This window comes from Paenibacillus bovis (genome assembly GCF_001421015.2).
Taxonomy (GTDB): Bacteria; Bacillota; Bacilli; order Paenibacillales; family Paenibacillaceae; genus Saccharibacillus; species Saccharibacillus bovis.
In genome coordinates this window covers 2472177-2497178 of record NZ_CP013023.1, presented here as the reverse complement: position 1 = coordinate 2497178, position 25002 = coordinate 2472177, and the positions used below count along the sequence as shown (strand labels likewise).

The following is a 25002-nucleotide window of genomic DNA, read 5'->3' as shown; positions in this document are numbered from 1 at the left end:
GGATCAATTATACAGCGTTTTTTTGTGTTGGTGTCTGTGCTTTTGCAGCAGTAGCATTTGCCTGTTTTTGACGACGAACCGGCGAAATGAACCAGTATGCCATTCCCACAAATACAGCACCACCCACAATATTACCCAGCGTTACCGGAATCATATTGTGTATCCAGCCCGCTACCGTAATTGTATCCGGATGACCAGGTAGCAGCAGTGCAGTCGTAAGCAGCGTCATATTCGCTACACTATGTTCATAACCGCTGGCGATAAAGGCATACAAACACCACCAGATCAGCACCAGTTTGGAAATATCATCTTTGGCACGCGAAGCCATCCAGATCGCCAAACAGACCAGCCAGTTACAGAGAATACCGCGGAAAAACAACATCGAGACCGGTAAAGACATTTTGGCGGCAGCCGCTTTGAAAATCAGATGATCTGCGCCAATCTGCTGGAACAATCCGGTACCATAGACAAGCAGGCTCAGGACGATCGCACCGACCAGATTACCGATAAATACGAGCACCCAGTTTTTGCCCAGATCCCCCATCGTGGTGCGGCGAGCCAGTGTACTCATCGTGAAAAACATATTATTGCCTGTAAACAGCTCGGAACCTGCGAAAATAACGAGCGTCAGGGCAATACCAAATGACATTCCCATAACAATAGATTGAAGCGGCGAATGAATCGCTGCCAGCGGTGCGCCGATCGAGAATATCAGGATAATCCCGATCCCTACATAAGCACCCGCCAGCATAGCAGATGCAAAATACCGTACAATACTTTCATTCATTTTTTCTTTTTTCTTCACGGCAGCTTCTATGATATTCTGTACGCCTTCAGTAAACATATCCATTCCCCCTGAAATTGCTTGTTCTCGTTGAAATATTTCACTTTTTAAATTAAAAATGAACTGTTTCTTTTTTGATTATACAAATTCCTTAGGTATATGGATGTGATGTTTATCACCATTTGTGAATTTTTTCACTTAATTATGATGAAAAAGAGCTTTTCTGCTATTATCGCTATTACCGCTCTTTTTCACCTGTATATTCCTAGCTAGATTTATTTAAAAACAAGCTCTAATATCACACTATCTCGCTGCCCTCTGAGGAAATTGATGTAACATATGATCTAGACTTGAGACTATAGGATGTAAATCTGCATATGTAAGTTTAAAAGCAAATGTTGCCTCCCCATATGCTTCAGAATTATTCATAATAGAAACAGGATAGGCAGCATGGCTTAATCTCAATTCGAGAACCTGCTGCTCGGTATAGTTCCATTCCATCTCGGGTTCTATAAAATACAAAGTAGTATATGAACTTCCTTCTATTAATAAAGAAGCAAACCACCTACGCATGGTCTGCAATTCTGTTGTCATTAAATAGGGAGCTTCCTGCGACCATACTTTTCCATTGTTAGTCTGAATATGCAGTGAAACCATCAGCCAATCATCATAAAAACCTTCCGCTTCCTCATATTGATAGCCGGTAATTTGCAATTGAATCTGTATTTGACTATTCTTCAAAATCATTCGCTACTATAGGCTCCTTTGTAACTCATAAAGTATAGTCAAAGTTTAACTATTATTGTGTCCACGAATACATCGATAGGATTTATCAATCTTGCATATCATCCTCTACTACAACTTTGAACCCAATCCCTTCCTCTTGCGCCTCTTCCAGCAGACTTCGTACCCGCTCTGCCTGGTCACCCATCCGGTCATGGCTGATTCCATAATTCACCCAGCGCAGTTCCAGCGGCAGCTCAATCATTCCGGTCAGGCAGTCCCACAGCGCATCAAGATTGCCTCCATAAAATTCGGGCAATTCCAGTTTGCTCTTCAGCTGTTCATGCAGATCCTGAATGGTAGAAAAATCTTCTCCGTTAATCCATACTGTTCTCATATTGTATGCCTCCCTTTTATCTATTATGTAATCGATATCCTTCTTTTATGTATATGATTATAACATTACTGTACCGTCATTCTGCATCCTGGCAGCAACGCCGGATCGCAGGATGACGGTACAGTGTTGAGAATTCCTTATTTCATGCGGGTGAAGCTGGCGTAGTGATCTGTCGTTTTGTAGATCAGACCATCGCTAGAATACAGGATACGATCCGAATTGCGGAACCCGGAAGTGTAATTGATATCCGCTTCGCGCCATGTGCGTCCGCTTGCGGTAGGCAGCAGACCTTCACGGTTGCTAAATACATCGCCACCGATGCTTTTGCCTGGAGCTACTTCAGCGAGGTTGCCTTTGGAAGATACCCAGCCCAGAGCGCCTGCCTGGGATTTGGTAATGAAGTTGCACGGCAGTTTGCCGTTAGCAGACAGATAGTTGGCTACTCCGGTAAAGGTATTGATGATCGTACAGCTGGCAGCTGAAGCCTTTTGTGCCTGCAGAGCAGGTGCTGCCTGAGAGCCGGTGAAGAAGATCACCGTTAGCATCATTGCGAGTAGTGCCGTGGACCAGAACTTTTTCATACGTACATCCTCCTATGTAACTCATAATGGTTAGGAACATTCGTTACCTTAAACGCCTTGTACAGATTATAGGTACCAAAATATCCACTTACCAGTTATAACATACCTTTTTGTAGAAATCTTCAATTTTAATCACTATATTTGTAAATTTTTATAGATATAACCTCCTGCATAAGAAAGCGCTATATTTATCTCTTGATATATGTCTTATTAATTTCCATACATATCCATTCAGAAATATACAATAAATGATAAAACGTTTTCAATTATGCTGCTTCTGTAGCCGACTAGAGGGTAAACATGAGGAGAGTGCTATCTATTTTATTCATTCAGGAGGTTATCCTTATATGACAAAATCGTTTGGCAAAAAGCATCTGTTGTTCTCCTTTCTTGGTGGCGCCGTATTTTTCTCAGGTATCACTTATGCTGCGGACATGCAAGTTACACCTAACACCGAACCACTGAATTTCTACATGAACGGTGAAGCACGTCAGACTTCCGCTACGTTTAATAATCAGGGAACTATGGTACCACAGTCATTTGTATACAGCGGCACGACGTATGTTCCGATCCGGCATATGAGTGAGCTGATGGGACAGAATATGTACTGGGACGGTCCTACATCAACCATATCGGTAGGCCATCCTGTTGTACAGATGATGGACGTGAAAGGAAATTCGATTGGTACGATTACGTTGACCCAGCAGGAAGACGGCGTACTGGCGCAGGTTAATGTCTCCAAGCTGCCAGCAGGCAAACACGGATTCCATGTCCATCAGTCTCCGATCAAAAATAACGACTTTGCTACCGCTGGTTCCCATCTTAATCCGACCGGCAAAGAGCATGGTCATCTTAATCCCAATGGTCTTCATCTGGGTGATTTCCAGAATCTGGAGGTTGCAGCCGACGGTACCGCCCAAGTAGAAATGAAGCTTGCCGGTGCCAGCCTGAGCAAAGGGGATGAGCATTCTATTCTGGGGACATCGCTTATTATTCATGGCGATGAAGATGACCAGAAAAGCGATCCTTCCGGCAATTCCGGAGATCGTATAGCCGGCGGCAATATTCCTCAATAGTAATACTACCTGCACCTGCATAATAAAACAAAAAGCTGCACCCGGCCTATCGCCAGTGTGCAGCTTATTTATACGGGTTACCGGTTAATCTCTCCCGGTCACCAGGAATAATCATTCGCTCTCTGTTCTTACAGCATGACCGCATCACTCTGGAGCCATACCCGGAAGCCATTGCCTTCTCCCTGCACTTCTTCCATCAGATCCAATACCTGTTCGGCATATGGACCAAGCAGTTCACGGCTGCGTTCATAGTTGAGCCATTCGATCTGAAGCGGCAGCTCTACAGCGCCGGTCAGACTGTCCCACAGTGCATCCAGATTGCCACCATAATGCTCCGGCAAATCCAGTACCTGTTGAAGCGTCTGATGCAATTCTTCAATCGTCGAGAAATCTTCACCGTTCAAAATTACTGTTTTCATATACACTCTCATTATCCACACCTTACCTTGTTCAACATTTACAATACCATTGCTGATGTTCCTGTCGGCATCCTAACGTGAACCTATACTTTCGGAAGCCTCCTGGTATCCGGCTTCTTGATCTGGGTCTGAGCGACTGTGGAGATCTGAAGCGGCTTGATGGTCTGCTACGCTGGCCCGGTCTGGATTATTATCCGGACAACCGCTGTGCATCCTATCAGCTATTCAGTTATCTCATTAACTTTATACCATATTCCTTTTGTAAAAGAACCTTATTTATAGCGGATTTTTGTAAAAATTCGTAATAAGGTCTTTACAGGAAGCTTTACAGATCGTCTCTCACCAGATTCTGTATACCTAGAGTCCGCAGTAAAAGAGTCCTTCTGATTCTTTTACGGTCTCTTTTCGAGTATGTACAGAGTCACTTCCAAGGTACAAGCCTACCAGAAAGCAAGCCAGTTGGGAAGCAGAATCTAGAGCAGCATGAGAATATTTCTACTGAAGTATAACGATCCGACCAAGCAGCTGTAATCTATTCGTTGTTAGGGTAAAAGAACCTGCCGGCTAACGATCACCGGCAGGTTCCTGGAGCAGCCTGACTGTATTAGAATATCTATGAGTATTTGTTATTTGTGACCTTTTTTGGTTTTGTATGCGTGGGAATATTGATCGGCTGCGATAATGGCATCCTTAACATCATCGGCGGTTACTTTGAACGGCAGATTATGCGATGTCTCATCTGGCTTGGTCGCTGCCTGTGCTACACGGTACAGATCCTCATCGGATACATTGGCAATTTTGAGATCTTCCAACGTTACCGGCAGATCCAGACTGATATAAAATTCAATATAACGCTCGATTTCCTGAATAGGCCGCTTCTCCAATGCCAGCTGGGTCAATGTACCAAAAGCAACTTTTTCTCCATGTGTCATATGGTGAATATCGCCTTCGAGTACAGTGAAGCCGTTATGGATCGCATGTGCTCCTGCCAGACCGCCACTTTCAAAGCCCAGACCGCTGAGCAGCGTATTGGCTTCAACGACTGCTTCTACGGCAGATGTTACCACTTTGCGCTGTACCGACTCGTATGCCAGCAGACCAAAGTCAAACAGCGTCTCTTCACATTTGCGCGCAATCGCTTCAGCAGCCAGTGTAGGCAGTCCGCCAGCCATCGTCGTGGCACGTGCCTCGATTACAGCGCGTGCCTCTACCCAGGTTGCCAAGGCATCCGCTATACCAGAAGACAGGAAGCGTGGCGGTGCACTCGCGATAATCTTGGTATCTACCAGAATCAGATCCGGATTTTTATTATAAAATTTGTAGCTCTCGAATATACCTTCATCCGAATAAATAACGGATAATGCACTGGTTGGTGCATCTGTAGAGGCTGTAGTCGGGATAATCACCGTGTAGCCGCCAAGTGTATCACTGACCGCTTTGGCTGTATCTAGCGTTTTGCCGCCGCCTACTCCGATCACAATCGTAGCGTTGTTCTCTCGGCCAATCTCTACCAGACGGTTAATTTCATTAGTCGATGCTTCTCCGTTGAAGACTGCTTTGATGTAGCTCACAGATGACTGATCCAGACTTTCCAGTACCTGGTTGCCTGCGATATCCCACACAATATCATCGGCGATAACGAGCGATTTGTCTCCCTTGATCCCTTTTACATACTCACCTGTTTTCTGGATGACGTCTCTGCCCTGTACATATTTGCCGGGACTGATAAATACGCGTTCTGTCATAATCTGTTGCTCCTCTCCAACCTGTAATGGATCATGCGCCTGATACAGAAAACGCATGAATGAAGTCCATTTCTCCGCTATGTACCTGATCGTGCTGCCAATTTGCTGAGCCGGGAAAGGAATGATCGATCCTGCTTTCCGCTGTCTGTTGTTTCTTAGGTGTTCTGAGCCTGTATACTCAGCTTGCTGGCCCATATTGACATGGCTGGCTTTCGCGAATAAATAGGCTTCTTAATCTATTCACCAGAAGTACCTGCGGTATAACAGCATTTCCTTGTCAGAAATAAGAACGATCCCGTTTACGAGTAAGCAGGAACGAAGTTGTACCCTAACAAAAAAAGCCCCACTCCGTTAGGAATGAGACCTTTTCGATAAAAATAATGCGGTCGAGAGGACTCGAACCTCCACGGGGGTAAGCCCACACGGACCTGAACCGTGCGCGTCTGCCAATTCCGCCACGACCGCATAATGTAATGTTACCGTTCCATATCTCTATTTCCTGGCCACAAAAAATAGAATACCATATTAGTTAGCAAGCGTCAAATTTTATTTTTCCTTCTATATAATATAATACTTCTAGAGAATAGTAGTAGAGCATACTAGGACCATAATGTGTTCTGACATACGGTACATGGCAGAAGCCCGGCAGAAAAAGAGAAGTTGATAATGACGACTATAGCTGTCATCTAGGCCAATATAGAATATAACAAAATATCGAAAATGTTCACTGTACGATCAACCTATTCTTACATAGCCTACCTATGCTCACCTATGCTCACCTATGCTCAAAACAGCCTTTTGGATAACAGAGACGGTAGAGAATAAAAAAGGCAATCTGCCAAATCAGGAAGTGTCGGATCTTCCGTAATCGGCAGACTGCTATTTGTTTACTATAGGATTTGGATCATTAGCGAATACTGAAGGATCGTTTATTGGGCAGCAGTAACCGTCAGCTGGTTACGCAGATCCCATAACTCCGCATAACTGTGAATAACCACATCCGCTTCGCCCAGATTCTGATTACCCGAGCCCGGATTCTGATGTCCGATACAGCGCATACCGGCAGACTTGGCTGCCCGTACACCATTACGGGAATCTTCGATAACCATGCAGCGTTCCGGCGCTACACCCAGAATCTCGGCTGCTCGCAGGAAAATATCCGGTGCCGGCTTGCCATGTGCGACTTCTTCCCCACTGATCATGCCACCAAAAAAGCGGCGGATATCCAGCCTTTCCAGAATCAGCTCAATCAGTGCACGCGGAGACGATGAAGCAACCACCATCGGTATACCGGATTGCTGCAGCCAACCCAGCCAATCGGTCAGACCGTTAAAAGGCTGCAGCTCCGGATGTTCACGGATCACATCCATAACATGCTTCACATGAAACTCCAGCATCTGCTCTACCGTGCAATCCAGCAGATGCTTCTGCTGTACCTGTTCAAACATGGATGCCAGTGTCACACCTACATACGTATGATGCTCCTCTTCTTCTACATTGGCACCAAAGTGAACAAATGTACTTTTTTCGATTTCAAAATAAATCGGTTCGCTGTCAATCAGCACCCCGTCCATGTCGAAAATAAAACCTTCGATTGGCTCGCTTCTCCAGTCTGCCGGCTCTAGGCCCGTCACAGAAGACACAGCATTCGCTGCAGTTCCGCTTGGATTGGTTGTCATCGTCAATTCCTCCATTGCATGTAAAATAGTCTTCTCTACAAGCCTTTAACCATTATCCGGCAGCGATTAGCAGGATTGCAATACGACTTTGATCGCACTGGAGGATGAAGTCAACGTACCATCGTTAAGGTCACAGCCCAGCGTCTGGAAAGCTTCCTTGTACGATTGCAGCGGATACGTATGCGTAATCAGCTTGCGCGCTGGTACCAATCCCTGTTCGATCATATAATGAGCTGTCGCAAACGTACCGAGCGAGTCGATCGAACCGATAATTTTGAGACTACGGTCCACGACTTCTTTGGGATTGAAGCTGCTCACCCCGTCACGCAGTCCGACCAGCATCAGATAACCGCCATGCGCCAGATTGGACAATATCTGCGTACCTATCACACCGGTTGTATCCACCACCAGATCGACCTGGTGATCCTCCGGCGAAATCGCAGCAAGCGCTCCTTCAAAGGAAGAATATGTAGTCCAGCGTTCCGGAGCAATCGAAGCGGCCAGACGCATCCGTTCTTCCGAAATATCAACGATACTGCCGGTAATTCCTTTGGAAGCCAGTGCATAGCTGTACAGCATTCCGATCGGACCGGCACCCAGGATAATCGTACGGAAGTTGGGCAGCAGATTGATCTGGTTGATCCCGGTCAGCATGCAGCTCAGCGGTTCGGTCATAGTTGCTTCTTCGTAGCTGACATGATCAGCGAGCTTGTAAAGGAAGCGATCTTCCGTTACGTAATAATCGGTAAACGTACCATCACTGCTCACGCCGGTCTCGGTCGTGCTTTTGTGAAGACAGTGATTTTGACGGCCTGTACGGCACATTGAACATTGGCCACAGTAATACGTCGGATCAATAACGACACGGTCGCCAGGCTGCAGCGTACTTACACGTGCTCCCACCTCTATAACTTCTCCGGCAGATTCATGTCCGAGGATAATCGAAGATTTGGCATGGTATTTACCGCTGATAATACCCAGATCGGTACCACAGACGCCAGTCGCGTGAATACGTACCAGTACATCATGGTCGCCGGTAATTAATGGACGAGGTCTTTCTTCCAGTGCAACATCCCACGCAGAGCGATAGACAAGTGATAACATGATTTATCCTCCTTGATCAACCCATTTTTTGTAATACACGTTCCAAACGACCGACAATTTCCACCAGTTCATCTTCGGTTACGGTGAGTGACGGACGAACTTTGACTACATTACCGAATCCGTAACGGGAACCGCGCAGAATCAGGTTCTCTTCCTTGAAGGCCATATCAATAATGGCATTGGCTTTGCGCGAATCCGGTGCATTGTCCGCATCTACGATTTCCAGTCCCCACATCAGACCGACACCACGAGCTTCTCCGATCGTATCCGGATACAGCTCTGCCAGCGGAGACAGCAGATTGCCCAGCAGTTCACCTTTGCTGCGTACACTTTCCAGGAATCCTGGAGCCGATACGACCTCCATTGTTGATTTGGCAGCGGTCAGCGAGATCATATTGCTGCCCGAGGTAAAGGAATGCTCATGCTTTTCCAGCACATTGAGACGGGATTGCATCAGAACAGCAGCGACCGGTACACCGATTCCGCCAAGTCCTTTGGCCAGTGTAATAATATCCGGTTTGATATCAAACAGCGTACTCGCATACATCTCGCCGGTACGGCCGACACCTGTCTGCACTTCATCAGCGATCAGAATCATCTCATGCTCATCACACAGTTTGCGCAGCTGCTTGAAATATTCCATCGGAGGAATAATATTGCCGCCATTGCCCAGAATCGGCTCGATAATCATGCAAGCTGTAGAGCCGGAGCCGCCAAATTCCAGTTGATCGGACAATGCTTCGATACACTGCATCGCGCAATGATCCGGATCTGTCTGAAAAGGACATCTGTAGCAATAAGGAACAGGCACATGCAGCGAATTGGGCACAGAGGAATTCGGGAATCCTTTACGACGGAACGCATTTCCCGAGATACCGGTCGCAAACTGGGTTTGTCCATGGTGGGAATAGAACAGGCTGACGATATCGGTATCGCCGGTATACTTCTGTGCAATTTTGGTTGCACATTCATTGGCGGTTGAACCGGTAATATCACGCATCCAGCCTGCATCTATTCCATTAGGCGCTTCCTGCAGCAGCAGAGACAGTACTTCATCTACATACGGTTCGGTAAATGACGAAGACATATGCGTCAGATTCCCTACCTGCTCCTGGATTTTCTCAACAACATACGGGTGATTGTAACCCAGTGACAGGTTAAACGTACCGGACACACCGTCCAGATATTCATTTCCTGCATCATCAATCAAACGAATTCCTTTTCCAATCGAAAATCGGCTTTCAGTAGTTGTTGACATGTATAATCCCTCCGGATGAATGTAATTACGATCGGATCAAGACAACGGTAGCGATGCGATTCTTTGATCAAGGAAATTGTTAACTGGTTGTTAAAAGAATATTATTCTGATGGATGGATCTTGGGATAGCTATACTATCCGGTAGACCGATCCGTCAGGACAACGACGCCATCTATTCCAGTAATATGGACTGTATACCATTATGCCGGAAAAGCAGGCATCACCTCCTTTGCAGAAATAGATGCAGAATCATGTGATACACCAACCAATCGAGAGGATCACATATAGACAGATGTATGTAATCCCATCAAAAAAATCGTACATACAGATATATGTAATCCTCTAAAAAGAACCTCACATAAGAGTGTATGCAGTCCTGCTCGATCGGTACGACTACCCAATATCAATATTTGGATTCCACGCCTGCCCTGAGGGAGGAATCTGCCGACTTGAGCTGCTGCACAAGAATAATACTGATCAGCAGAATCAGCGCGAACAAAGCGAAGATCCACAAGGTTGGACCAAATGACCAGCGATCCATACTCCAGCCGATCACATATTGCAGAACCGAACCTCCAATTCCTCCAGCGGCAATCAGTGTACTGGTCGTTCGTTCGACCATACCGGGCATCAGTGTATTGGCAAAAACCAGTCCGATCGAGAATAGTCCTGATATAAATAGTCCGACGCCAAAGATTAGCAGATACATCATGATTGGGCTGGAAAACAGTGCCAGAGCGCTAATCAGTATCATCGAGCCAAGCGCACTTCCAATCAGGAAAGGAACATAGCTCATAGTCTCTGCCATACGTCCGACAAATAATCGACCGATCGTAATCGCTCCCCAGAAAAAGGTTACGCTGAGTGAAGCTGCCGAGTCGCTGATCGAGATACTTTCAATCAGAATAGATGGAAGGAAGTTCATCATTCCCAGCTCGATCCCCATGTAGACAAAGAAGAATAGTACAAAGATAGAAAGCAGTCTCAGCTGGGCACCTGTATAACGAGGCTTGGCTGCAGATGCGGTCGCTGCATCCTTTTGCTGATCCTGGTGCAGATGTGCCGAACTGTCCGCCGGCATACGCAGCCAGAACAGCAGCAGAACAAAGGTCGACAGCGCCACGGTGTAAAAGGACAGGTTCCAGACATTCAGGTAAATATACAGACTGGCCAGTGCAGGCAGCAGCATGGAACCGACGCCAAAATACACATCCAGCTTGGTCATGGCGACAGCTTTTTGCTCTTCTGCGAATTCAATCGTAAATGCGCCAATCGAGGATTCGATAATACCCGAGCCAAAGCCCACGAATATGGTCATTACCACCATCAATGCCCAAGATGGCATTGTTCCCATGACTGCATAAGCGATGGTGATCGCGGCGAGTGCTACCAGCAGTAGCCTTTTGCGTCCGATTCCGGCAGACAGGGATGGCGAGATCAGTACCCCCGCCAGAAACCCGATGAATTGCAGAAACAGCAGTGTACCTCCATCGCTGTAATCCCGCCCATAATGGGGCAGTATAACCGGCAGCAGCGCCCCCAGCATAACGCTGGTAATACCTATCAAAAAGTAAAAGGCACAGCTCAGTCTGAAAATCCGTTTCATAATCTCATCACCCTTCCAAAAATATCTTGATGAACTTGATATTTCCATTTTATTTACACATAATGAATTAGCGAACAGCGGATAGGCAGCTGTTCCCCATTTTATCCAGTAAAGGAGCAGGTATGATAATGAAAAACGTTATAGAAAATTTCACAGGACAGACGATGGATGAACGATTACAGTGGCATTGCCCTCCCCAGGAATGGGAAGTAGCTTCGGACAAGCAAGTGCTCTCTCTCAAGCCTCTTGCCGAAACAGACTTCTGGCAGAAAACCCATTATGGTTTTCGAGTCGATAATGGACACTTTTTATTTGCCGAAGTATCCGGTGATATGACAGTCACTACCCGGGTTCGTACATATCCGGTGCACCAGTATGATCAGGCTGGATTGATGATTCGCTTCTCCGAACACTGCTGGCTCAAAACGTCTGTCGAATTCGAGACCGAAGGTCATGCCAAACTCGGCGTCGTTGTTACCAATAACGGATACTCCGACTGGTCCACCCAGAATTTCCAGGCCGGATTCACCGAGCTGCTGTTCAGAATCACACGTGTTGCCGGTGATTACACCGTCGAATATGCAGAACAACAAGGCGATACTCCCGAATCCACCGAATGGAATCAGATCCGAATCGCGCATCTATTCGATGATATAAGTGATCAGACTCCTTTCCAATGCGGGGTATATGCTTGCAGTCCTCAGGGACATGGCTGTCAGGTCGAGTTCGAATTTCTCCATATCGAGCGAACAGACAAAGCGTCCAACTGAGAAGGATGTTCAAAATATATGTATAGGAATTGAACTGTTTACAATAATTAACTATAGTTACTTTTATTATGACGGTCAATGTAAAATTTGCGTGACATTTTCAACATATGATACTGGCGCTACACTCGATATATTGCAATTTATTGAATAATACGGAAATCACATTTCCCCATTTCACATTTTAGACAAAACCTTATTATTATGTGATCTCCCTGTTTTACTTAACGATCAAGTGAAAATATGTATTCCATTCCAAAAGATTGGTTTTTATTAGCTAATTCATATATTCATTTACGTAGTCATACTTCTAATAAGCTGCTTATACAAACAAATAACCCGTAGTCATTCCGGAAATGAATCTAATCCGTATGATTACGGGTTTTTTATACAGTGACTGGTTTCGAATTTTGTTATGTAAAAATATGGAATTAAAAATAAAATATGAAATCTAGCTGGTTTTGCGCATACGTTTGCACAATAAAATTTGGCAATTTACTGTCCGATTCTACAAGAAATGCAAATGCTTATCCTCTCTATTTTTAGCAATAATAACAGAATCTTGATAACGTAATTCAAATACCTATTTATCCAAAACCAAATACGCTTTTTGCAGGAATAGAAAAGCGGTATAAGTTCCACTTTGGCATGCAAGCATAACATTATGGAAATGCTGCAAGGGCAATTATAACGATTGAGGATTCAGTTAATTCCCTTTATTTCGCCAGCTATCTTTTCCGAATCTGCTTGATCTCCAGCAACCGTATATTTAACGATTGATAATTTTCCATATATTTGATGTGTTTGCCCGTCAAAATGATTTTTCGGTGTATTTCCTGAAGAAAATGCCGTTTTATCGCAATTTTCACTTGCCAAATATCCCCATGTTCGCTACAATAAGAACATAAGTTCCTATTAAGGTGGTGACATGAATGGCTGTCTTTTTATCTGAAGAAGAACGTTCCCTGGTAAAAAGCTATCTGCTGCTTGTTTATATCCAAAAGAAATTTGATCATGATACACGTGCTCTGGAAGAAAGTGATCAACTGAGCGCTCCCGGTCTGTACCGGGAAGTCATCCGTAGTGCGGCTGACCGCGCTAACCTGCTGCTGTCCGAAGTACGACGCGATCTGCGCAAACAGAATCTGCGACTGTATGAAATTAATCAATCCGAGAGCATGGTAGAAGCTCAGATCCTTTGCAAGGGCCATCATGGCACTTTCCAGATCCCTGCGACCGAGTTCCGCCAGGAAGCTGCAGAGCGGATGCGTGCTTATCTGGGACTGATTCCGGCTGCTGATTCATCCTCAGCACCAGCGGATGACAGACCCGCTGCACCCTATAATCCCGCTCGTGTACGCGAGCCTGCCCGTTACTCGGGGTATACGCCATATCGTACAGGGACCTGAGTATAGAAGATACACATTGATCTCCACATATCGGGTTTATCCTTTATTTTATATATCATTCCCCTTTTACTGTATCGGGTATCAGGAGCTGCGGCACCTATTTTCCTCGCTTCAGTTCTTCCCCTAAATGCACAAAAGCCATCTGCCGGACTTTATGTCCGATCCAGATGGCTTTATTGATATATTGCTGTTATTCCTGATCGCTTTCTAGCGGTTGCGACGACTCCAATGGATCGATACGCGGATCTTTGGATGGCTGGATAATATAGCTGCGGCTCAGCTTGGCGACATTGCGATTTGGCCGGCGAATCAATACATGCTCGTCATCCCAGGCGATGACGATTCCACGTACATCATTCTCCCGAATACCATCGCGTACCACCCGGACCTTCTCTCCTGATTGACGGTAACCATCCAGTTCTTCTTCTGACATCATTATTTTCACCTTCTTTGCTGCAATAGCACTGTACTATCTGAACTTCTACAAAAAAAGACCTAAATGATATCATTTAGGTCTGAATGCTTGTTGAATGACTTCCTGCTATGATTAGCGCTGTGCGTGTTCTTTGGAATCGTTTTTCTCGAACCAATAATCAAGCACTTTCGCGGACATCACACGCTCGTTCACGTACTCTACCTGGTGACCGGAGAATTGCGATTCCCAGTTAAAGTCCAGCTCCTGACACAGATTCACAATGGTCAGCAATTCAGACCATGCTACATAACGTTTGTACCAGAAAAACTGCGGATGTTCAATCATATAGGGATACAGGTCATCAAATTCAGTGTGCTTACAATCCAAAGCACGCTCGAAGTGTACTTTTGCGGCGGCCAGTTTATTGATAAAAAACTCTTCAGTGATCGGCTCTTTGCTCATTAGTCTGCCTCCCCTCCCTAACATATCTTTATTATAAGACATTAATACCCCATTTGAAAAGAGAATATCAAGTTTTCAGTCAAAGGATATCCCAAATTGTCAAGTTCATGTTATACCATGGGGCCATATTTACAATATCGGTTATCAATGTCCATAAAATAAGATAAACCAAAATAAAAGGTTTAAACATAAGTTCCCTATATTAGGCGAAAGTGATTTTCCCTTCATCCAGCGAAGCAATCTTGACCAGTGAATCCAGGCGAATGCCCTGTTCACGGATCGATTGTGCTCCATTTTGGAAACTTTTCTCGATGACGATACCTACACCGACCAACGTCGCTCCGGATCGCTGAATAATTTTGACCAGTCCGCGGGCGGCATCTCCATTGGCGATAATATCATCGATAAACAAAATACGGTCTTCGGCAGTAATAAACTGCTGAGATAATACAATATCCGTTACAATACCTTTGGTGAACGAAGGAACACGCTCGACCAATGCATCCGGATCGGCAAGCAGTGTTTTTTTGCGACGGGCAAATACAAGCGGAACGCCCAACTCATAAGCCGTCGCAAAAGCAACCGGGATACCTGATGATTCTACGGTCACTACACGGGTAATCTGCTCGGAGCGGTATAATTCTGCAAATTCCTGCCCCATGCGCATCGTAAGCTGCGGATCGACCTGCTGATTCAGCAATGCATCCAGCTTTAGTACATCATGGGATAGTACAGTAGCTTCTGCCAAAATTCGTTGTTTGAGTTCTTCCATTAGTTGTCCTCCATCACTGGTATTCTGATGGCTTGTGCTGCCTCAGTATTCCGTTATCATTATTGACTATTTATAGACTGGACAGCCGGTTTGGTGCGATGTTCCTGTTGTCGCCCTGGGCTGCCCTCGCCTTGCGCATACAGCCGATTATATCATGCGCATTGACAATCTGTAGTATGGATTTGATCCTACCCTATCCTGTGAGAAGCAGAATTTGCAAAATGGTCAAAATTATCATTTTGTTCCCGATACTCTTACTCTTACTCTTACTCTTACTCTTACTCTTACCTCTACGCTCAATCGCTATCCGACGGCTGCATGGTCAGATCCGATACCGAATGAAACGGATTCTCTGTCAGATACTCCAGATACAGCCTTTTGAGTTCATTGACCACATGGGTAAGGGAATACTGGTTTTTGGCTTTTTCCCAGCCCGTACGGGCCAGCTCGTAACGATACGAAGGATCATTGATCACTTTCTCCAGCGCATCAGCCAACAGCTGTTCTTGATCAGGTGGTACCAGCAGGCCATTAACCCCATCTTCGATCTGTTCGGCAATGCCGCCTACATCCGTTCCGACCAGTGCCAGCCAGCAGAGCGCAGCTTCGGCAAATACGGAACCAAACGCTTCCGCGCGGGAAGGTAGTACGAAAATATCGAAAAACGGCATAAATTCCTCAGGATGCAGGGTATATCCGTAGAAAATGGTATCTTCGTAAATACCCAGCTGCTGGGCCATCTGCTCCAGCTCGGTACGACTTGGTCCGTCTCCGATAATATGAAGTACATAATTATGACCACGCTGCTTGAGAATCGCACAGGCTTTGAGCAGGGTATCCAGTCCTTTGGCAGGCACGAGACGACAGACGGTCATCAACTGCGGCACTTCATTTTCGTGCGGCACAGGCTTAAAGCGTTTTTCATCGAATCCGTTCGGCAGCACCTCAATCCGCTCGGGTTGGTCTACATAGGCAGACATGTAGGTACGAAACGAATGTGATACGGTCATCAGACGATCTGTCCGGTGCTCCAGCTCCCGATACAATGAAGTCAGAAATTGCTGCTCCATACTGCCTTCGGCAATCTTGCCGTTTAACAACAGCTCGCGTTCATAACTGGAGTGTACCGTCTGTACAATCGGTGTCTCCGGGAATACTTCCCGCATAACCAGTCCAACCAGCGGATGATGGGAATGAATCAGATCATAGGGCTTGGTCAGTCGCAGACGCGCCCACCAGCGATAATCACGGTAAGTCTGGATATATTTCTGGACTACAGGGCTTGCACCGTACAGTGTCCAGTCAAACGTCTCAAAAACGACGTCATCCTTGCCTTTGTTGCGTATCCGCTTGGGTAAAGAGAAAATCTCCATCTCCCAGCGCGCAGAGCTAAAACGCTCCTGCAGATAGGGGATCATGGATGAGACGCCTCCCGGTTGTTCAGGAGGAAAAAACAGGGCCTGCAGCAATCTCAAAAATATTCCTCCTTTCCCTTATTCGTCATTTCATTATATCAACATATACATGCTGATCATCAAGTCTGACTCTATACTACAAGATTGTATCATGTATCGGAACAGACCAACATCATAAAACCGCTCAAATTCATGAGCGGTTTGCTGTCTTATCACTATAAGATTATGCTTCTAGCGCTAGAAGGTTATGATTCTACGCCAGTAGACGATGGGCTGGCCAAAGTATATCATCCGCCTTTTTGATCCTGTCCGTTAGATCAGCAGGTTACTCCGGCATACTTTTTAAGCATATGATAGACGCCATCGTCATCATTGGAACGTGTAATTTCATCGGCAGCCGCTTTGACTTCCAGCGGTGAATTATCTACTGCAATACCCAGACCGGCATATTGCATCATTGACAGATCATTATAGTAGTTGCCTATAGCCATAATCTCTGTCGGTGCTATGCCGCGACTCTCGGCCAGCGCCTTTAGTGCGCCTCCTTTGGAAGCATCCGGATGCATCAGATCTATAAAAAATTCCCCGCTCCGCAAAATATTGAATTCGGGCGTCCAGAGATTCCACTGTGCATAAGCTTTATCCAGCTGCTCTGCTGCCGCAAATGCGCTTAGTTTCAGCACAGGTGCCGAAAGTTCGGTCCATGCCGGCAACAGCTGCGGTTGTAGCTCGAAGCTCTGGAATTTGGCATACATCTCCTGGGCCGCCGCCTGCATATTCTGTGGTGAATCCACATAGATCTCAAAGGCGGTATTGATATCAAAATGAATATGATACTGGCGACAGTAATTCATATAATTATCCAGTGCTGCCGTATCTAGCGGGAATTGGTGAATGACTTCCCGGGTACCCGTATGCACCGTGGCTGCACCATTATGCACAATTACATAACCTTCTTCATGCAGTCCCAGCTGCTCCATATAAGGAATAGAGTTAACCGGAGTACGCCCGGTGCAAAATACAATTTCGGTTCCCTGCGCAGCTACTTCCTGGAGCGCTGCAGCAGTCCGAGGAGAAATCTCGTGGTTGCTGTCCAGCAGCGTACCATCCATATCCAGAGCAATTAATCGATAATTCATTGATCCACCTGCCTATCTATTAAATGTCAAAAAAGAATAACAGCTTGCTTATTGCGCGGTATCCGCTGTCCGGCCGATCGATTCCAGCTCGGCGGCGGTCAATTCACGATATTCGCCAAGCGGCAGTGCAGGATCAAGCTGCAATGCTCCCATAGAGAGGCGCTTGAGATAAATAACCTTTTTCCCTACCGATTCGAACATCCGCTTGACTTGATGAAACTTGCCTTCGGAAATAGTCAGCTGAATCAGGGATACGGTACCTTCCGGTGAAGGCGTATGCTCCAGAATGCGCAGTTCTGCCGGAAGCGTCTCGTATCCATCGTCCAGTGTGACTCCCTGCCGGAAAGCTTCGATATCGGTGTCTGTCACTTCTCCCAGTACATGGGCTTCATAGGTTTTGGGTACATGCTTGCGTGGAGACAGCAGATCATGAGCGAGCTGCCCATCATTGGTAATGAGTAGCAGTCCTTCGGTGTCCTTGTCCAGACGCCCCACCGGGAAAGGCTGGAATACCTGATACTCCACATCCAGCAGATCCACTACGGTCCGATCACGCCGATCTTCGGTAGCCGAGATTACGCCCTGCGGCTTGTTCATCATCAGATATACGTATTCGCGGTACATGATTGGTTCGCCGTCAAACTCGATGCGGTCCTGATACGGATCAACCTGCAAACCGCTGTCTTTGATTACCTTGTCATTAACGGTCATACGACCCTGTTTGGCTGCACGCTTCAATTCGCTGCGTGTACCATAGCCGAGATTGCCAAGTATTTTATCGAGACGCTGCTTTTTTACGGGGGTACTCATTGTTTAGATCCATCTCCATCCTGCCGGGTATTCGTTTTTGAGTGTGTCTCCCTGCTGCCATTTGCCCCAGCCTGCCGAACAACCGTCAATACATACGAGCACATAGCCGCGCGACGATACATCCTCGTCACACTGAATACGTTCGGCCGGCACCGATAATGTCTCGCCTTTTAGATATGATATGGCTTCGGGGGAATCAGCACTCAGATTCAATCTTCGTTTTGCTTCTGCAGGGATCAATGCAGCGGCCAATGCATGTCCGGGAGTAAATCGTCCATTTTTGCAGGAGCCGAGATACCAGCCAGGGCGAATCACTTTGAGTCCCTGCAGACGGCTCTCGCCAATTGGCGAACGATACAGATTATGACCAAAGGTAATGATGCCTTGCGTTCCCCATTCTCCATTGAGTTCTTTGGCACTGAACTCCTGCCATAATTGCAGCGGTGATAGCTCTTCTGTAGCAGGTATCCGACTGACGGAGTGCTGACGTCCCGACTTGTCTCTGCCTTCTGTCCGTCCTTTGCGGGCATCACGTTCTGCACGTCGTTCTGCTTTTTTGTCTATCCGCTGGTCGGGTCTGGAAGCCGTGTGACGCTGGGGACGCTCCTTGTGTGAGTGAGCTATGACCGGCGGCTCGGCAGGCACATAATTCCGATCACGCACTGCCTGATGATCCAGCACAGCGATATAATGCCCTTCGCCTTCCAGTAGATGCGGCCACAGCCGTACCGTTTGTGCGGTCTGTGCAATAGACTTTTCGGATACTGGTGTATATCCTTCTGTAGGAATAGCGGACAATACGGTAGCTCCCTGCTGAATCTCCTGCTCTACCTGGGAAGCCCATTCGCTGCGTCCGGGACGGAAATGTTCTGCATAGGCAGGCAGAGTCACACTGAATTCCGGATGCTGATCCAGAAAAACAGCGATACTGCGTTCATTTTCCTCAGGTGCAAAAGTACAGGTCGAATAGACAATTCGTCCACCAGGTGCCAGCATCGTCGCTACCGTCTGCAGAATATCGCGCTGCATAATGGAACAGCGCTCGACAGAATGATTCAGCCACTGACGTGCAGCATCATCGTCTTTGCGGAACATCCCCTCGCCGGAGCAGGGAGCATCCACCAGAATTTTATCAAAGAAACCTGCAAATCTAGTAGCGATTACATCCGGCGATTCATTCAGAATCACTGCATTGCGAACACCGTACAATTCCATATTTTTGGCCAGTGCGCGTGTACGTTCCGCACTCAGATCATTGGTAACCAGCAGACCCTGGCCCTGCAGCGCGGCAGCGATCTGTGTCGACTTGCCACCGGGTGCAGCGCACAGATCCAGAACCCGGTCACCAGGCTGCACCTCCAGCGCTTCGACCGGACTCATCGCACTCGGCTCCTGTATATAATAGAGACCTGCATAATAATACGGATGCTTGCCTGGACGCGCAGCAGCATCTACATAGTAACCGGTAGGGCACCAAGGAATAGATCGCAGCTCGAACGGAGACTGCTTCTGAAACTGCTCATTGGAGATTTTTAATGTATTTACACGCAGTCCCGCACGTGGAGACTGCTCATAACTATCCATAAAGGATTGGAATTCATCACCAAGCAAATCCTGCATCCGCTGCACAAATTGCGGCGGTAATTGTACTGACATAAGATTATAGGCTCCTTCGAGGTAGATAACGTACTTATTTGGAACAAGCTATATTTTAGCATATTTCCTTGAGCCTGAGGCGACAAAACAAAAAGCCTGCCCTGTACGGGCAAGCTTGATTGTATGAGTAGGCAATATCTATCATTTTTCTTATTTCTCTGTATCATTAGCGATTACATCAAAGCTGTTGCTGGGAATACTGACAACGGCAGCTCAGGGCTTACTTGGCTTTGGGTCCGCGCTCATATCCGGTACGCTGGGGAGTATTAACCGGAATCACAAGTGACGCCTCCTCGACTGCCTGACGCAGCAGCGGATCGACAATCTCGATATCCAGATCATAAAAAGCAAACGGCTCCTCATCGTAACGCTGCAGCTTCTGAATATATAGTTCCACATCATTCAGCAGCTTTTGCATATTAATACCAAGCATCTGCAGAGGATACGAAGCCAGCTTGCGGTAGCTGCTTTGCAGCATTTTCAAGGCCCCGCTGAGCTTGTTGTAAGTAGAATGGATCGTACCATTGCGGAAATGGTACAGTCCGACTGCCACCTGCAGCAGCCCTTGATACACAGGCTCTCTGCCTTTATTCAACCACAGCTCTTCCAGTACCTCGTGACACTCAAAATAATCACGATCCCGGTTAAAATATACCAGATACGCCACATACAGAGGTTCAAATTCAGCGCTCATGATTTTCCTCTTCTATCGTTCGTGAAGCCGCCTTGCGCATACGCTTGACATCATCCGCCAGCTGGCGCAGTCCATCAAAATCCTTATTTTGCCATAGCGCATTGAACTTGTCCTGGCTCTCGATCGCCTCTGTAATCATATGGTGGAAATAGAGACGATGGATATCGGTCAGTACCCTCTGCACGATGCTGGCATCGTCCTCAAAGCTCTTCTGGGCATCCAGAATATCTTCGCGGATACTGGACATTTCATTATCCAGGATCATCGCTGCTTCGGCTGCCGTTTTCAGGCGGTTGCGAATCGGTGTCGGCAGACTCTGCCGGTATTTATAATTCAGGGAATGCTCAATCGTCGCCCAGAAATTCATCGCCAGTGTACGAATCTGGATCTCGGCCAGTACAATTTTCTGGCCAAAGGCTGTCTGTACCGGATACTCGGCGATCATATGGAAGCTGCGATAGCCGCTATCCTTGAAGTTGGTAATATAGTCTTTTTCATAAAGAACAGTCAGATCCTTGCGGGCACGAATATACTGTGCGACCCAGCGGATATCCTCCACAAACTGGCACATAATCCGGATGCCTGCGATATCCTCAATTCCTGTCTCAAGCTCCGTCATCGGAACGTCCAGACGTTTGGCTTTATCCAGAATGCTGGATATTTTTTTGACCCGTCCGGTGACAAACTCGATCGGCGCGTATTCTTCCCTTTTTTTGAGTTCGGCGCGCATCGTTTTGAATTTCACCTTTAATTCTTCAACCGCTTGTTCATAGGGAAGCAAGAATAATTCCCAGTCTCTGTCATCCATCTTCATGCCTCCTCAGTCTATGACCTCATTCTTTCGAATATACATGTATTAGGGGTTGGATTAGCGGTGGTCTGCCCCGACCGCTTCCGAGATATGTGCGAAGCCGTCACGCTTCATAAGCTCACGGATACCGTTATGCAGCTCACGGGTCACCTGAGGACCTTCATAAATAAACGAAGTGTAAATTTCCACCAGACTGGAACCTGCCTTGATCTTGTCATAGGCATCCTGACTGGAGAATATGCCTCCGCAGCCGATAATCGGCAGTTTGCCACCGGTCTGGCGATATACGCTGGCGATAATCTCGGTGGAACGTTCGGTTAAAGGACGTCCGCTGAGGCCGCCTGCCTGCCCGGCATCCGGGTGGGTTAGTCCTTCTCTGGACAGCGTCGTATTCGTGGCAATCAGACCTGCTGCTCCGCTGGACTGAATGGTATCGACCATATATTCCAGCTCGGCAGTGCTTACATCCGGTGCAATCTTTACCAGCACGGACTTTGCCGAACCATGCTGCTGTTCCTGACGCTTCATCTCTGCCATAACGGCAGCAAGCAGTTCCTTCAGCTCGTTGCCATGCTGGAGGTTGCGCAGATCCGGTGTATTCGGGGAGCTGATGTTAACTACAAAGAAGTCAGCATATGGATACAGCGTACGGATACAGGATTCATAATCGGATGCTGCCTGCTCATTCGGCGTCACTTTATTTTTGCCGATATTCACGGCAATCGGGATTGGACGGGCATTCCATTCCTTGAGCCTCGCCGCCATCGCGTCTGCGCCTTCATTGTTGAATCCCATTCGATTCACCAACGCGCGATCCGATGGCAGACGGAATAGCCGTGGCTGTTCATTACCCGGCTGGGGCTGCGGTGTAACCGTACCTACCTCCATAAATCCAAACCCGGAGGCCGATAGCCCGGGCACCGCCTGGGCATTTTTGTCCAGACCAGCTGCCAGACCAACAGGGCCCGGGAATGTAATCCCGAACAGCTCCGTCGTCATATCGGGTGTACTGGTAATGCCGTACATCGAATTCATAGCTGCCAGCGTACCGGGAATACGTACGCCTGCGCCCAGTCCGCCGATTACAAGATGATGCGCTTTTTCCGGGTCCATCCGGAACAATACAGGTTTGAAAATGTTACGATACAACAAGTTGCATTCACTCCGTTCCTGGCATTGGCAAACCGCCTTGATGCGTATCCTGCAAGGCCTTGTCCGGCCAGCCTGCAGATTTGATCTCTATAACAGTTTATCCTGTTCCGGGTCAAAAGAAAAGCGATCTTCTCGTTTTAAGAAGACCGCTTCCGGATTGCCGTTTATGTTTATTCGCTGCACCCGTTTGATAGCGTTTTATTTAATCCAGCCAGTGGTAGACAGTATTCGGATCTGTCTGATTCTGACTTTTGCTGGTCTCAAAACGCTTCTCCGGTACCCATACCTTACCGGGCAGTACATTGTTCGCAATCGTTACTTTGGTTCCGAGCGGTATCATATCAAACAATTCTTCCACATCCGCCTGATCCATTCGTACACAGCCGAGCGATTCGTCTGTTCCGATACTATCCGGTTCATTCGTGCCGTGAATCGCATAGTGGCTATCCGACAGCTGCATGCCACGGCTGCCAAAATCACCATCCGACTTGCCGTTCGGATTCATTACCTTGATCGAGATATTAAATGTACCTTCTGGTGTTTTTGCCCCGCCGAGTCCTACTTCATAATTACGCAGCAATACCGATCCGCTGGCTACAGCGAGACGGTGCTTTTTCTTGTCCACAATAATCTCAAGCGGCTGTTTGAAATAGGGATGTCCTCCCAGCGTGGAAGCCATAATTTGCGCGGCCTCCCCATCCATGCCCGCTGCTGCTTCGGCAGGCAGCTTTCCGCTGCTTTGCAGTGCTCTCAAAGCGGTAAAGGTTTGATTCATCGTCTCGGTGCTGCCAGACAACCAGTTGCTTGGAAAAGGTGCTTCCAACTGATTGGGCTGAGCAGGCAAAGTCCCTTTGGCCATCTGGTAGTGAGAGATCGCGGTCTGCATCGCGGCTAGCTGTTCCTGCTGCCGCATCCATTCTCCAGCTTCTTTTTGATAATGCTGCAGCTGTCCAGGCTTGCAGTGGCAGTTCTTGGCATCATATGACTGGACAAGTGTCTGCCCGGGGTTGTCACCCTCTGCCAGAGTGTACATCACCGGCAGCTCAGGCTCCCATAGCAGCCATTTATCCGCTTTTTGCATACCCAGTACTACTGCTTTGTCAGGAGCTGTCCCCTGTGTCTGTTGCTGCATATAACGGGTAACCGCATCGCCTGTCTCGTCACTTCCATATGACAATTCGATAGCTGTAAAAGCAAGAGGCATACGGAAAGGCGGCTTTTTCTGCGGCGAGTTATCCGCATCTGTACTATTAGTCGTTGCAGCAGGTTCGCTGCGATCGTTCTGTGCCATGAGCCGATCCTGGTCACTCGGTGCAGTTACCGAACGCATCATAATCAGGAACAGCAGCGCTACTCCCAATAAACTATAACGCCATCGACGTATTTTCTGCTCCCGTTTATGAGCCATTTCCATGACCTTGGCTTCGTAATCTTTGAGTACATCTGCCGGTACTTTGCTGTGTTCAAAGGCCTCATAAATATCACCAGCCCGGTTATAACAGTAGTTGGCTTTGCCTACCTGTCCATCCGCTTCGTATTCTTTGCCCAGCAGGTACCAGCCCATGCGGTTATTCGGATGCATTTTCACATAGCGTTTTAGATACAGTAAGTTTTTCATTCATCCATCCCCGGAATGGCTTCCGAATCTCCCTTCTTTGGAATATCAGGTTATGTATTTGGCTCTGCACAGAGTATGCCTATTATCTTCTATATCGGCTAATTTCGTTGATCCCGCATAGGGCTGGCGAATCAATTTGCACAGCATATTTTGCACAAAAAACGCTCTGCCCACCAGGACGGTGAACAGAGCGTTTGGCAAAAGCTTTTTTCCAAAGGAAATTAAGCTTCTTTGTTGAATGGAGCATCTTCGATATGAATCGAATCGGTAGGGCAACCGTCGCATGCATCCTGCATATCTTCGAACATATCGTCAGGGATAGCCATTACGCCGCGATTGTTGTCTCCATCAAAGATAACTTCAGCCAGACCTTCATCATCGTAATCATAAATGTCAGGTGCTGTAGCTCCACAAGCACCGCAAGCAATGCATGTATCCTTATCAACCCAGGTATATTTACTCATCTGTATTCCTCCTATCCATGCTTTCCAGTAGTCGTTGTATCGGACC

The 25002-nt window shown here is 47.1% G+C and carries 26 protein-coding genes and 1 tRNA gene; 3 read left to right on the top strand and 24 right to left on the bottom strand.

From position 1 onward, the window contains the following. Nucleotides 1-7: 7 nt before the first annotated feature. The 4 genes from AR543_RS10685 to AR543_RS10670 form a co-directional block, all read right to left on the bottom strand. Complete coding sequence (locus AR543_RS10685; protein ID WP_060534237.1) at nt 8-844, bottom strand: formate/nitrite transporter family protein; 837 nt, start codon at nt 842-844, stop codon at nt 8-10. 243 nt (nt 845-1087) lie between these two features. After that, complete coding sequence (locus tag AR543_RS10680; RefSeq protein ID WP_060534235.1) at nt 1088-1531, bottom strand: WapI family immunity protein; 444 nt, start codon at nt 1529-1531, stop codon at nt 1088-1090. Nucleotides 1532-1616: 85 nt separating this feature from the next. Further along, nucleotides 1617-1904: a barstar family protein gene (locus AR543_RS10675; RefSeq protein WP_060534233.1), complete on the bottom strand. Its 288-nt coding sequence runs from the start codon at nt 1902-1904 to the stop codon at nt 1617-1619. A gap of 137 nt (nt 1905-2041) precedes the next feature. Beyond that, nucleotides 2042-2485, bottom strand: coding sequence for a ribonuclease (locus AR543_RS10670; protein ID WP_060534231.1), 444 nt, complete (start codon nt 2483-2485; stop codon nt 2042-2044). A gap of 347 nt (nt 2486-2832) precedes the next feature. Here AR543_RS10670 and AR543_RS10665 point away from each other — a divergent pair, with 347 nt between their 5' ends. Then, entirely contained in the window at nt 2833-3561 is a 729-nt protein-coding gene (locus AR543_RS10665; protein ID WP_060534228.1) for a superoxide dismutase family protein, read from the top strand. 128 nt (nt 3562-3689) lie between these two features. On the opposite strand, the gene AR543_RS10660 is transcribed toward AR543_RS10665, so the two are convergent. The 7 genes from AR543_RS10660 to AR543_RS10630 all read right to left on the bottom strand — a co-directional run bounded on the left by AR543_RS10660 (nt 3690) and on the right by AR543_RS10630 (nt 11372). After that, entirely contained in the window at nt 3690-3980 is a 291-nt protein-coding gene (locus tag AR543_RS10660; protein ID WP_060534226.1) for a barstar family protein, read from the bottom strand. Nucleotides 3981-4606: 626 nt separating this feature from the next. Continuing rightward, entirely contained in the window at nt 4607-5725 is a 1119-nt protein-coding gene (locus tag AR543_RS10655; protein ID WP_060536732.1) for a glycerol dehydrogenase, read from the bottom strand. Nucleotides 5726-6106: 381 nt separating this feature from the next. Further along, a tRNA-Leu gene (locus AR543_RS10650) sits at nt 6107-6190 on the bottom strand. A gap of 464 nt (nt 6191-6654) precedes the next feature. Continuing rightward, nucleotides 6655-7404: an HAD family hydrolase gene (locus AR543_RS10645; RefSeq protein ID WP_087071262.1), complete on the bottom strand. Its 750-nt coding sequence runs from the start codon at nt 7402-7404 to the stop codon at nt 6655-6657. Nucleotides 7405-7470: 66 nt separating this feature from the next. Beyond that, nucleotides 7471-8508 (bottom strand): zinc-dependent alcohol dehydrogenase, encoded by a 1038-nt coding sequence (locus tag AR543_RS10640; RefSeq protein WP_060534224.1) that lies wholly within the window; start codon nt 8506-8508, stop codon nt 7471-7473. Between the two features lie 16 nt (nt 8509-8524). After that, nucleotides 8525-9766 carry an aspartate aminotransferase family protein gene (locus tag AR543_RS10635; RefSeq protein ID WP_060534223.1) on the bottom strand — a complete coding sequence of 414 codons (1242 nt, stop codon included), beginning with the start codon at nt 9764-9766 and terminating at the stop codon, nt 8525-8527. A 403-nt stretch (nt 9767-10169) separates the two neighbouring features. After that, entirely contained in the window at nt 10170-11372 is a 1203-nt protein-coding gene (locus tag AR543_RS10630) for an MFS transporter (protein ID WP_060534221.1), read from the bottom strand. A 122-nt stretch (nt 11373-11494) separates the two neighbouring features. On the opposite strand from AR543_RS10630, the gene AR543_RS10625 reads away from it, so the two are divergent. Then, nucleotides 11495-12142, top strand: coding sequence for a DUF1349 domain-containing protein (locus AR543_RS10625; RefSeq protein WP_169725595.1), 648 nt, complete (start codon nt 11495-11497; stop codon nt 12140-12142). Nucleotides 12143-12841: 699 nt separating this feature from the next. Here the strand turns inward: AR543_RS10625 and AR543_RS24265 are convergent. After that, complete coding sequence (locus AR543_RS24265) at nt 12842-13015, bottom strand: hypothetical protein (RefSeq protein ID WP_158523952.1); 174 nt, start codon at nt 13013-13015, stop codon at nt 12842-12844. 56 nt (nt 13016-13071) lie between these two features. Here AR543_RS24265 and AR543_RS10620 point away from each other — a divergent pair, with 56 nt between their 5' ends. Continuing rightward, the gene (locus AR543_RS10620; protein WP_060534216.1) at nt 13072-13548 is read left to right on the top strand and encodes a YhjD family protein; all 477 of its coding nucleotides are present in this window, start codon (nt 13072-13074) and stop codon (nt 13546-13548) included. A gap of 190 nt (nt 13549-13738) precedes the next feature. Here AR543_RS10620 and AR543_RS10615 read toward each other — a convergent pair whose 3' ends face one another. The 12 genes from AR543_RS10615 to AR543_RS10560 form a co-directional block, all read right to left on the bottom strand. Further along, nucleotides 13739-13984 (bottom strand): hypothetical protein, encoded by a 246-nt coding sequence (locus AR543_RS10615; RefSeq protein WP_060534214.1) that lies wholly within the window; start codon nt 13982-13984, stop codon nt 13739-13741. Nucleotides 13985-14095: 111 nt separating this feature from the next. Beyond that, nucleotides 14096-14425 (bottom strand): hypothetical protein, encoded by a 330-nt coding sequence (locus AR543_RS10610; protein WP_017813874.1) that lies wholly within the window; start codon nt 14423-14425, stop codon nt 14096-14098. 202 nt (nt 14426-14627) lie between these two features. After that, on the bottom strand, nt 14628-15197 hold the full coding sequence (locus AR543_RS10605; RefSeq protein WP_060534212.1) for a xanthine phosphoribosyltransferase: 570 nt from the start codon (nt 15195-15197) through the stop codon (nt 14628-14630). Between the two features lie 296 nt (nt 15198-15493). Then, on the bottom strand, nt 15494-16672 hold the full coding sequence (locus AR543_RS10600; protein ID WP_060534210.1) for a glycosyltransferase family 4 protein: 1179 nt from the start codon (nt 16670-16672) through the stop codon (nt 15494-15496). A 257-nt stretch (nt 16673-16929) separates the two neighbouring features. Beyond that, complete coding sequence (locus tag AR543_RS10595) at nt 16930-17751, bottom strand: Cof-type HAD-IIB family hydrolase (RefSeq protein ID WP_060534208.1); 822 nt, start codon at nt 17749-17751, stop codon at nt 16930-16932. 48 nt (nt 17752-17799) lie between these two features. Continuing rightward, nucleotides 17800-18561, bottom strand: a complete 762-nt coding sequence (locus AR543_RS10590; RefSeq protein ID WP_060534206.1) for a pseudouridine synthase — start codon at nt 18559-18561, stop codon at nt 17800-17802. Nucleotides 18562-18564: 3 nt separating this feature from the next. After that, nucleotides 18565-20217, bottom strand: coding sequence for an RsmB/NOP family class I SAM-dependent RNA methyltransferase (locus AR543_RS10585; protein ID WP_060534204.1), 1653 nt, complete (start codon nt 20215-20217; stop codon nt 18565-18567). Nucleotides 20218-20437: 220 nt separating this feature from the next. Then, the gene (locus AR543_RS10580) at nt 20438-20911 is read right to left on the bottom strand and encodes a DUF309 domain-containing protein (RefSeq protein WP_060534202.1); all 474 of its coding nucleotides are present in this window, start codon (nt 20909-20911) and stop codon (nt 20438-20440) included. After that, on the bottom strand, nt 20901-21719 hold the full coding sequence (gene yjbM / locus AR543_RS10575) for a GTP diphosphokinase (protein WP_060534200.1): 819 nt from the start codon (nt 21717-21719) through the stop codon (nt 20901-20903). Before yjbM ends, AR543_RS10580 begins: the two co-directional genes overlap by 11 nt. Before the next feature lie 60 nt (nt 21720-21779). Further along, a complete protein-coding gene (locus AR543_RS10570) occupies nt 21780-22874 on the bottom strand; it encodes a quinone-dependent dihydroorotate dehydrogenase (protein WP_060534198.1) in 1095 nt (364 codons plus the stop codon). Between the two features lie 202 nt (nt 22875-23076). Beyond that, complete coding sequence (locus tag AR543_RS10565) at nt 23077-24492, bottom strand: L,D-transpeptidase (protein WP_060534196.1); 1416 nt, start codon at nt 24490-24492, stop codon at nt 23077-23079. 221 nt (nt 24493-24713) lie between these two features. Beyond that, entirely contained in the window at nt 24714-24956 is a 243-nt protein-coding gene (locus tag AR543_RS10560) for a ferredoxin (protein WP_017813864.1), read from the bottom strand. Nucleotides 24957-25002: the final 46 nt, after the last annotated feature.